The 10,909-nt window shown below is 61.1% G+C and carries 5 protein-coding genes, 1 other RNA gene and 1 pseudogene; all 7 read right to left on the reverse strand.

The genetic code is table 11. The features are described from left to right. Positions 1-249, reverse strand: a 249-nt coding sequence (locus DM374_RS07935; protein ID WP_177431530.1) for a PAAR domain-containing protein, incomplete at its 3' end; no start/stop codon positions are given. A gap of 1,853 nt (positions 250-2,102) precedes the next feature. After that, positions 2,103-2,204, reverse strand: a pseudogene (locus DM374_RS33675) (hypothetical protein); the annotation flags it as partial. A gap of 389 nt (positions 2,205-2,593) precedes the next feature. Further along, positions 2,594-2,690, reverse strand: an RNA gene (gene ffs / locus DM374_RS07950) — signal recognition particle sRNA small type. A gap of 121 nt (positions 2,691-2,811) precedes the next feature. Beyond that, positions 2,812-5,169, reverse strand: a complete 2,358-nt coding sequence (ligA, locus tag DM374_RS07955; RefSeq protein WP_110969381.1) for an NAD-dependent DNA ligase LigA — start codon at positions 5,167-5,169, stop codon at positions 2,812-2,814. 230 nt (positions 5,170-5,399) lie between these two features. Then, positions 5,400-6,266, reverse strand: a complete 867-nt coding sequence (gene zipA / locus DM374_RS07960; protein WP_095157040.1) for a cell division protein ZipA — start codon at positions 6,264-6,266, stop codon at positions 5,400-5,402. Positions 6,267-6,467: 201 nt separating this feature from the next. After that, positions 6,468-9,956: a chromosome segregation protein SMC gene (smc, locus tag DM374_RS07965; protein WP_110969382.1), complete on the reverse strand. Its 3,489-nt coding sequence runs from the start codon at positions 9,954-9,956 to the stop codon at positions 6,468-6,470. A 2-nt stretch (positions 9,957-9,958) separates the two neighbouring features. Beyond that, positions 9,959-10,618: a GntR family transcriptional regulator gene (locus DM374_RS07970; RefSeq protein ID WP_095157038.1), complete on the reverse strand. Its 660-nt coding sequence runs from the start codon at positions 10,616-10,618 to the stop codon at positions 9,959-9,961. Positions 10,619-10,909 lie beyond the last annotated feature (291 nt).

Genomic DNA, 10,909 nt, shown 5'->3' on the forward strand with positions numbered 1-10,909 from the left:
GGGAATCAAACCGGCGTAACACGGGCAGCCACTGAAGCTGTCCAGGCTTCCCGCGACCAGTACGCCTTCGTTGATAAATGACGGAATGCCCCCGTGGATCTGATAGGTCTTCCCGGTCACGCCGCACGTCACCGAGTCACCCTGACGGGCCGTAGGCAAGCCCTCGATGATGAATTCGCTGTCGCCGGTTAGAACCTGACCGCCACAGGTGGTCTTGTCGCCAATGCGAATGAGGTAGCCGAGCACCATGAATCTGCGTCCTTCTGCTTTGTCCAAAACCTCCCGGGAAATAGCTCCCAAGGCCAAGGGCAGATGCTTGCAAGAGGACAGCTTGATGGTAAGCAGGCGGATTCCGAGCGCTAAGCAGGATCTTTCCGATAGAGCTATCAGTTACCGCAAAAAAGGTCCGCAGGATAATGCCTGCGCCCTTACCCGTTCAGGGTGGCATGCGACGCCAAAGCCATTCGGCACAGCCACAGGCCAGACTCCATTACGGATTCATCGCTTTTATCGGGACAAAGGAATTCAGAAAAGAGAAGGCGACGGAACAGGCAATGCTGCCCAACCCGCAGGTGAAGATTTATGCAGAGACAGGGTCCAGAAGATTCTCGGACCCCGGAAATGGAGGCGCCCCCATCAGCCACACCCCGGCACTCGATGTTCCCGCTGTGACTGCTGCCTTCTGGCTCTGACCAGGTGGCATGCCAGCATGCTCGGGCAATCGTTGCGGGCCTTACGGGGCAAGGGTTTCAGGCGAATGGGGCTGCGAAAGTTCTACCGTGCGAACACGAGGCACGGACAAGGTGAAATCAGGGGCGTGGCCAGCACTGTCACACTTTGCTGTCACACCCATGGCCTGCATCATCAAGCGCGGGGCGCTCTACTACCTGGCGCACGTTTCTGCTATTACCTCAAGTACAGGCTATGCAGCACACCCCCCGTTCATCTCTTCCCAGTGTTGTGCCCGCCAACCCGGCAAAGAATCGTAAAAAAGGCATTTAGAAATGCTTCTGAGGCGCGCATTTTCGATTGCCGGACTGCACGGCGTTGCATGCATCTTCGGCGGCGCTGTAGGCGTCCAGGTATTGCTTGCGTTCTGCGATCCGCTGTTGAGGGGTGCCGCCAGGACATCCTCCGTCGATCATATCGATGGCCGTCTTGGTCATGAACATTACCGTCTCGGTGCTGCTGGTGACGGAGGCGTTATCGGGGATCTTCGTGTCGATTACGATTTGCTTGCGGGTTTCGCAGTCGCCGGAAGCGAACGTCAGACCCGATTCGCCGCCGCCAACGATTTCAGGCGTTGCATTGTCAGGGTTGCCGGTGGCCTTGAGCGCACTCAGTTTATAGTCCTTGGCGCACGCCATGAGCAATTGGTACTCGGCATCACCATTGCCGTATGCGGCGGTGCTGTAGCACGCCTCGTCTGCGGCGCATTCATTGAGCTTACCTATGTCGTACTGGATGAGGCCAAGGCGTTTTTCGTAGGGGTGCATGGACCACGTATTGTTGTCTTTCGCTCCGCCGAGAGCGGCCTCTATGTACTGACCGCAGAACTGGGGATAGGTGGTACAGCTTTTCGCCTGTGTCAGGGCAGCAATCTCTGCCTGGCAGTGAGCCGCGACCTGCTCCTGACCTGGACTCACGGTGTAAGTGGTTGCCGATTGTTCTGCCGCTGGGGCGACGTTTCCCGTGCCTTCGTCATCCGAGGTGTCGCTCGAGGTGTCGCCCAAGGTGACGACATCCATGACAACCATGAAAGGCAGGGCAACGCTCATGATCCCGACACCAAGAACGTCGCCGTCCTTGGCGGAGTCGACGATCATCTGACCAGTCTGGCCGGTATGGGTAGAGCAGCCGGCAAGCGCCAGCATCGCCATGACGGTTAGAGTTTTCCGCATGTTTGATTCCTGTAGGGACGGGACACTGACTTCTTGGCCAATGGCTGCGCCCTTCGGAATTTCTGCCCGCAAGTGTTTGTGATGCCCGGATAGGCCTCGACTCTCTTTAGCCGCCCAGGTCAATGCCAATGCGCCTTTATCGTCTTCCATTTCCCAGGAGCTATACGAATACGGAGTTCTGCCTGGATGGATTCCGCCGGAGTCTGCTACCCGAACCGGGTTTTCTTCAGCTACGTAGTCGTCCAGACACTCCGGCAGCAATGTGAACTGCGGCCGAACTTCACCCTCAATGAATCGCTTCATAGTTGTCCCTGCCACGATCACGATAATCAGGAGGTTAGACAACCGCTGATGTTTTCACACAACCTGGGCCGTTTTCTCCCATAGACGCCCCTTCAAGCAGCCCCCCAAAGGCCCCTATCTGCTCGCGATGCAGGTCAGCCGCCCAGCGCATGACCGCGAAAAAACAGAGCTACCCCACTCCGATCAGACGCGCTTTTCACCCAAGGCAACGTCAAGACAGGCACGAATGTAGGACATCCCGATTCAACACCGGACGCTTACTGACTTTTATTGAGAGAAGAAACCTCAGAAAAGAGGCAATGACAGAACAAGCGATGCAGCCTGATCCGCAGGTGAAGGGTGTTGCCGACAGGGTCAGAGAGACTTTCAGACCCCGGAAATGGAGGCGGCCCCACCAGCCACACCCCGGCACACAATGTTCCCGCTGTGGCTGCTCCCTTCCGGGCCTGACCAGGTTAACGGGTAATCGTTGCGGGGGGACCGATGGGGCCACCACTACGCGACTCGCCAAGTGACGAGCCGCGCCATTGTACCGGTCTGAGAGGGAGTTACAACCTCCAGCGCGAGAAAAAACCATCATTTCTCAATGACTTGTCCCGCTGACCGGTCAGACGCTGATGCCCTGCTCCGCCAAAAAGGCCACGAATGCGTCCTCGTCCATCACCTTTACCCCCAATTCACTGGCCTTGGCCAGCTTGGAGCCGGCACCGGGGCCGGCAACGACGCAGTGGGTCTTGCCTGACACGGAACCGGCAACCTTCGCACCGAGGCTTTCCAGTTTGTCCTTGGCGATATCACGGCTCATGCGCTCCAGCGTCCCGGTCAGCACCCAGGTCTGGCCGGCAAGCGGCAAGCCTTCGGCGACCTTCTTCTCGCTGGCCCAGTGCATACCGAACTCCAGCAACTGGGCTTCGATGGCACGGGCCAGCTCGCGGTTGGCTTCGATCAGGAAGAATTCCCGCACGGCTTCAGCTTGCTTGGCCGCCAGGGCCTGGCGCAGGTCGATGCCGTCGGCTTCGATGATCTTGTCCAGGCTGCCCAGCTTGGCCACCAGCTTTTCCGCACCGGTCGGGCCGACCGAAGCAATATCCAGCTTGGCGATCATGCCGGCCAGGGTCGTACTGGCGGCGAACTCGGCGCTCAGTTCGCCTTCGTCCTGAAGCTGCATGCCGCAATCGAGCAGTTGCTGGATGACGTTGCGGTTGTGCTCGTCCTCGAAGAAGTTGTGAATCTCGTAAGCCACTTCCAGCCCCACATCCGGCAGGTAGGTGAGCACCTGCGGCAGCGCCTTCATCACGCGCTGCAGCGAGCCCAGCGAGCGGGCCAGCACCTTGGCGGTTTCCTCACCCACGTCAGGGATGCCCAGCGCATAGATGAAGCGCGCCAGACCGGGGCGCTTGCTGTCTTCGATCGCGGCCAGCAGCTTATTGCTGGAGACTTCGGCGAAACCTTCCAGCTCGACCACCTGCTCATAGGTCAGGCGATACAGATCAGCCGGCGAGGCGATCAGGCCCTCGTCCACCAGTTGCTCGACGCTCTTCTCGCCCAGGCCTTCGATGTCCATGGCGCGGCGCGAGACGTAGTGAATGATCGCCTGCTTGAGTTGCGCCGCGCAGGCCAGGCGGCCAACGCAGCGGTACACCGCGCCTTCGCTGACGGTTTCCTTGCCTTTGCTGCGCTTGACCAGTTGCGTGCGCTCGACCTGCGAGCCGCACACCGGGCACTCGGTGGGAATCTGCACCGGACGGACGCTGGCCGGATCACGCCGCTCGATGACCACCTGCATGACCTGCGGAATGACGTCGCCAGCCCGGCGGATGATCACCGTGTCGCCGATCATCACGCCCAGGCGCTCTACCTCATCCATGTTGTGCAGCGTGGCATTGGCCACGGTAACGCCCGCCACCTTGACCGGTTTGAGCCGCGCCACCGGCGTGACGGCGCCAGTCCGGCCCACCTGGAATTCCACATCGAGGACTTCAGTAAGTTCTTCCATGGCCGGGAACTTGTGGGCGATAGCCCAGCGCGGCTCACGGGCGCGGAAGCCCAGCTCGCGCTGGGACGCCAGGCTGTTGACCTTGAACACCACGCCGTCGATCTCGTAGGGCAGGTCGTTACGCCGTGCGCCGATGTCGTGGTAGTAGGCCAGGCATTCCTCGATCCCGGCGGCGTGCCGCAGTTCACGACTGATAGGCATACCCCAGGTCTTGAGCTTTTCGAGGATGCCGATATGCGTGTCGGCGATCGCCTCGGATACCTGGCCCAGGCCATAGCAGCAGAATTCCAGCGGGCGGCTGGCGGTGATCTTCGAGTCCAGTTGGCGCAGGCTGCCGGCAGCGGCATTGCGCGGATTGGCGAAGGTCTTACCGCCGATCTCGGCCTGGGCGGCGTTGAGTTTGTCGAAGCCGGCCTTGCTCATGAACACTTCACCGCGCACTTCCAGCACTTCGGGCCAACCGGTGCCGTGCAACTTGAGCGGGATATTGCGAATGGTGCGCACGTTGACGCTGATGTCCTCGCCGGTGGTACCGTCGCCGCGGGTGGCGCCTTGCACCAGTTGACCGTTGCGGTACAGCAGGCTCACAGCCAGGCCATCGAGCTTGGGTTCGCAACTGTAGTCGACGGGCGCACCGCCACCGAACAGATCACCCGCCGGCAGGTCCAGGCCTTCCACCACGCGGCGGTCGAACTCACGCAGGTCGGTTTCCTCGAAGGCGTTACCCAGACTGAGCATCGGCACTTCATGACGCACCTGGCTGAAGGCGGACAGCGCCGCGCCGCCCACGCGCTGGGTCGGCGAATCCTCGCTGACCAGTTCCGGATGCTCGGCTTCCAGCGTCTGCAGCTCGCGGAACAGGCGGTCGTACTCGGCATCTGGCACGCTGGGCTCATCAAGCACGTAGTAGCGGTAGTTGTGCTGGTCGAGTTCGGCACGCAGTTCGAGGATTCGGGTTTCGGCATTCATGGCGGGATTCTCGTGCAAAGCAAAAGAGCAGCCGGGCTGATACCTGTCAGTTCTGCGGCACCCTGGGGCTGCTGTGCAGCCCTTCGCGAGCAAGCTCGCCCCTACAGGATCTGCGCACATTACCTGTGGGAGCGAGCTTGCTCGCGAAGGGCCGCAAAGCGGCCCCAATGCATCCAACTGACTGGCATGGGCCAGGACTGCTCTTGCGTTTTTCTCTACGAAGCGATGCTTCAGCGTTTCTGGGTCAGGGCGCGGCGCTCGAATTCGACGATACGCTGACGGTAGTGCTCGATGGTCTGGGCGGTCATGACGCTGCGCTGATCATCTTTCAATTCGCCATTCAGTTCGTGGGCCAGTTTGCGCGCGGCGGCGACCATCACGTCAAACGCCTGCTTCGGATGCCGTGGACCCGGCAGGCCGAGGAAGAAGCTGACGGCGCGGGTGCTGAAGTGGTCGATATCGTCCAGGTCGAATACGCCCGGCTTGACCGCATTGGCCATGGAGAACAGAACTTCGCCATTGCCCGCCATGCTTTCGTGGCGGTGGAAGATGTCCATTTCGCCGAAGCGCAGGCCGCTTTCGAGGATGTTCTGCAGCAGGGCCGGGCCTTTGAAGCCGCCCTCATCACGGGAAATCACGCTGATCACCAGCACTTCCTCGACTTGCGGCAGTTCCTTGCCTTCGCTGGCGGAACCGTAGCCGGTGGTCTTGGTGTTTTCCGCAGGGAAGTCGTCGTCGATATCACCGAACAGGTCAGGCTCGCGCGAATCGGCGCTCAGGTTCAGGTCGCCCTGCTGTGGCTCGGTGCCACGCTTGCCGCGCTTGTTGGCCTTGCCGGCCTTTGGCTCGCGGGCAGGCGCACTCATCGACGGCAGGTCATCCTCGTCGAGTTGCGGCTCCTTGTGCGTGTCGAGTACGCGGGGCGGCCCCAATACTTCGGCGCTGGTTTCTTCATCCGGGATATTGGACAAACTGCGGTCCAGACGGAACTTCAACTTGCCCTTGCCGCCGCGCATGCGGCGCCAGCCGTCAAAGAGAATACCGGCAATGACTATGATGCCGATGACGATCAGCCATTCGCGCAGACCGATTTCCATGTAATCCCGTGCCTCTGTGAAAAATGCTGAAAAATAAAAGGGTTAAAACCCTTTAAAACGTGGCGCCAACTCTATGTTCTGACTGACGTTTTACCCACGTACGAAAAATTGACATTAAGCTAGCACGACCAAAGATAACTTTACACCGTCTGTCGCAACGGACAGGTTCATTTAGTCCGGGTTCGTGCTTCATATCTCGTATCAGGCGTCGACCATGGCCATCGCCTCCTCCACATCCACCGCCACCAGCCGCGAACAGCCTGGCTCGTGCATGGTTACCCCCATCAGTTGATCGGCCATTTCCATGGCGATCTTGTTATGGGTGATATAGATGAACTGCACGGTCTGACTCATCTCTTTTACCAGCCGCGCATAACGGCCGACGTTGGCATCGTCGAGCGGTGCATCGACTTCATCGAGCATGCAGAACGGTGCCGGGTTCAATTTGAAGATGGCAAATACCAACGCCAGGGCGGTCAGCGCCTTTTCACCGCCAGAGAGCAAATGAATAGTGCTGTTCTTTTTTCCTGGCGGGCGCGCCATGATCGTTACCCCTGTATCGAGTAAATCTTCGCCCGTCAGTTCCAGATACGCACTGCCGCCACCGAAAACTTTTGGAAAAAGTGCCTGCAAACCGGCATTTATCTGATCGAAGGTATCTTTGAAACGATTACGCGTTTCCTTGTCGATCTTGCGAATGACGTTTTCCAGCGTGTCCAGGGCTTCGACCAGATCGGCGTCCTGAGCATCGAGGTAGCGCTTGCGCTCGGACTGTTGCTGGTATTCCTCGATGGCCGCGAGGTTGATTGCGCCCAAACGCTGGATGCGCCCGTCAAGGCGCTCCAGTTCGGCCTCGGCCTCCTGTTCGCTGGCCTCCTCGGTCAGGGTCGCCAACACGCCGTCCAGGTCGTAGCCGTCGGCATGCAGTTGCTCGTGCAGGGTCTTGCGTCGCACGCTCAGGCCTTGCCATTCCATGCGGTGCTGCTCGAGCTGGCCACGCAGCAACTGGGATTGTTGCTCGGCCTGGCTACGGCGCTTCTCGGCATCGCGCAACTCACGGTCGGCATCCTCCATGTGCAGACGCGCCAGACGCATTTCCTCGTCGACGCTCATGCGCTTTTCCAGCAGTTCTTCGAGCTTGAGGCGCAGTTCTTCCAGCGGTGCCTCGCCCTCTTCCAGGTTCAGGCTCAACTGTTCGCGCTTTTCGCTCAGACGCTCGGATTGCAGTTCCAGGCGTTCCAGGGCCTGGCGGGTGGAGTCGTGCTGGGCCCGCAACGAGCCGAGGCGCACCGCGAGCTGGTGGGCGTGATCCTTGTGTTGGCGCGCTTCCTGGCGCACCCGGTCGAGGTGTTCGCGCAAGCCATCGCGCTGGGCCAGAAGCATTTCCCGCTGCTCGGTGTCCTGAGCCATCAGTTCCAGCGCTTCCTGCAACACCAAACGTGACTCGCCCAGTTGTTCCTGCTCGATCCCGCGCTGCTCCGCAGACTCCGCCAGTTCGTCTTCAAGACGCCGACGGCGCAGGCCCAGTTGCTCGGCGCGGGCCTTGCCAGCGGACAGGCGCGCCTTCAGCTCACCTTGTTGACGGGCTTCGTCCTGGGCACGGCGGCGCAGTTGTTCACGGCCGTCTTCAAGCTGGCGCTGCTGGTCGCGCTGGTCGTTCAGTTCTTCGTCCAGTTGCGCCAGCCGGGCTTGCTGCTCTTCCTGTTCCAGGCCAAGACGCTCCAGCTCCTGTCCGCGGGCGAGCACGCCACCCTGGGCATCGCTGGCACGGCTGACCCGCAGGAAGTTGCGGCCGACCCAATAACCGTCGCGACTGACCAGACTCTCGCCCTCGGCCAGTTGCCCGCGCAGCGCCAGCGCCCGATCAAGACTCTCCACCGGCTTGACCCGGCCCAGCCACGGCGACAGATCCACCGCACTTTCGACCTTGTCCAGCAGGCTACCCGGCACGTGCGCGGCGCCCAGGCCGGCGTCGAGCAAGCGCAGTTCGCCCTGGTCGAAACCGTCGAAGCCCAGATCGCTGAACGAGTCCACCAACACCGCTTGCAGATCGGCGCCCAGCACGGTTTCCACCGCCAGCTCCCAGCCCGGCTCGACGCGCAGGCCTTCGGCCAATCGCGGGCGTTGCTCCAAACCATGCTCGCGCAGCCACTGGGCGGCGCCGCTGCCGGGTTCCAGCGCAGCCTGTTGCAAGGCTTCCAGCGATGCCAGACGACCGCCGAGACGCTGCAACTCGCCCTGCGCCTGCTGCTGGGCCTGGGTGGCCTGTTGCAGGCGTTCGCGCAGATGATCGAGGCGCTCGGCAGATTGTTGTTCTTCCAGTTGCAGGTCTTCCAGCAGCAGTTCGCTGCTGGCAACTTGCTCGGCCAGTTCGAGGATCGCCGCGTCTTCCGGGTCGGCGCTGAGCTGATCGCGTTCTTCGCCCAGCTTGCGCTGGCGCTCGGCCAGACGTTCGAGGCTGTGTTCCAGTTGCTGGATGCGCGACTGCTGCACCTCGGCCTGGCGGCGCGGCTCGGCGGAACGGGCGTTGAAACTGTCCCACTGCTCCTGCCAGCCGTGCATGGTGGTTTCGGCTTCTTCAAGTGTCGCGGAGGCTTCCTCGGCCGCGGCCAGGGTCATTTCCTGTTCCGGGTCGAGCATCTCCAGTTCTTCGCCAAGGGTCGCCAGCAAGGTGCGGTCGTGCCCCAGGTGCGATTCGGTTTCCTGGCGCGAGCGCTCGGCTTCTTTGAGGTCGTCCTGCAATTGGCGCAGGCGTTGCTGACCGTGCTGGATACTTTGCTCGACCCGGGCGATGTCGCCGCCGACCGAGTAGAAGCGGCCCTGAACCAGATTGAAACGCTCGGACAGTTCGTGATGGCCATCGCGCAAGCGCTCGATGCTCGCATCGGCGTTGCGCTGCTCGGCCACCAGCGCCTCGAAGGACACTTCCTGGTCGCCGATAACGCTTTCGCGCTGGCTGACCTGGGTGTCCAGCGCGCGCCAGCGCAGGGCCGACAGTTGCGCCTTGAGCTGGCGTTCTTCGGCCTTGTATTCCTTGTACTTCTCCGCCGCCTGGGCCTGCCGGTGCAGGCGTTCGAGCTGGCGCTCCAGCTCTTCGCGCAGGTCGGTCAGGCGCTCGAGGTTTTCATGGGTGCGGCGGATGCGGTTCTCGGTTTCGCGGCGGCGCTCCTTGTACTTGGAGATGCCTGCGGCTTCTTCGATGAAGTTGCGCAGTTCTTCCGGCTTGGCCTCGATGAGCTTGGAGATCATGCCCTGCTCGATGATCGAGTAGCTGCGCGGGCCCAGGCCGGTGCCGAGGAAGATATCGGTGATGTCACGGCGCCGGCACTTGGTGCCGTTGAGGTAATAGGTGTTCTGCGCGTCGCGGGTGACCTTGCGCCGGATCGAGATCTCGGCATAGGCGGCGTATTCGCCCACCAGGGTGTTGTCGCTGTTGTCGAAGACCAGTTCGATGCTGGCCTGGCTGACCGGCTTGCGGCTGGTGGAGCCGTTGAAGATGACGTCGGTCATCGATTCGCCGCGCAGGTTCTTCGCCGAGCTTTCGCCCATGACCCAGCGCACCGCATCGATGATGTTGGACTTGCCGCAGCCGTTAGGACCGACTACAGCGGCCATGTTGCTGGGAAAATTGACGGTGGTCGGGTCGACGAACGACTTGAACCCCGCCAGGCGAATGCACTTCAGGCGCATGGTCAGTCAGTCACCAGGGCCGACAGCACCAGTTCACAACTGCGTCCGCAGTACTCGGTGAGCACCTGGCGGATTCGCGCCAGGTCACCGGCGACCACCGCCTGCAGCAATTCGGTGAACAGCACCAGGAAGTCGTTCATTTCCGCCTTGCGCTGGTCCAGGGCCAGGTAATAGGTGCGGCTCATGGCCGGCTGCAGGTTCTCGACGGTTTCCTGCAGATAAGGATTGTTGGCAAACGGATAGGCGGCGCGCATCACCGCGAAGCTCTCTTCGACGAAGGCCTTGATGTCCTGACGCGCGCAAGCCTCTTGCAGGCGCTGCTGAATGGCCAGGAACGGCGCCAGCTCGGCATCGCTCGTGCGCCGCGTGGCAACGGCGTTGCCCAGCAGGATGTACAGCTCGCTCATCAGGGTGCAAAGGCTGCGCACGTTGAGTTCGTTGAGAACGGTCACGTGGGCGCCACGGCGCGGCAGAATGGTCACCAGATGACGGCGCTCGAGAATCAACAGGGCTTCACGCACCGAGCCACGGCTGACATTCAGTGCCTGAGTGACCTTCTGTTCCTGGATGCGTTCTGCAGGCTTGAGTTCACCCCGGATGATCCGTTCGGCCAGGTAGTGGGCAATTTGCTCGGAGAGGCTGTCCGGCGCCTTGAACGTCATGGTTTTCCTTCAAAATCGTTGAACGGCTAAAAACGCGGAAGTGTAACGCAAATGCCCACTGCCAGCATGCTGGAGCCGTCATCCTCGCGAGGCTTTTCCTACAACACGCTCTCCCCCTGTGGTACGGGCTCCCGCCGTGCGCGCTTCACCCTCAGCGAAAGGATTCCCACAAGGCTAGCTGACGCTTCAGCAGCCCGCACCAGTCGATTCACTCGTCTATTTAGGAATTCAGCTACAGAAAGCCTGCTTAACTGAAACACAGGGATTAGCGCATTGGGAGAGCGGCCGAAT

Origin of the sequence: Pseudomonas huaxiensis, assembly GCF_003231275.1 — a bacterium.
GTDB lineage: Bacteria > Pseudomonadota > Gammaproteobacteria > Pseudomonadales > Pseudomonadaceae > Aquipseudomonas > Aquipseudomonas huaxiensis.

Bases quoted from the DNA above. Each gene is read 5' to 3' on its own strand.
- DM374_RS07970 (WP_095157038.1), bottom strand. From the start codon at position 10,618: ATGACGTTCAAGGCGCCGGACAGCCTCTCCGAGCAAATTGCCCACTAC.
- smc (WP_110969382.1), bottom strand. From the start codon at position 9,956: ATGCGCCTGAAGTGCATTCGCCTGGCGGGGTTCAAGTCGTTCGTCGAC.
- zipA (WP_095157040.1), bottom strand. From the start codon at position 6,266: ATGGAAATCGGTCTGCGCGAATGGCTGATCGTCATCGGCATCATAGTC.
- ligA (WP_110969381.1), bottom strand. From the start codon at position 5,169: ATGAATGCCGAAACCCGAATCCTCGAACTGCGTGCCGAACTCGACCAG.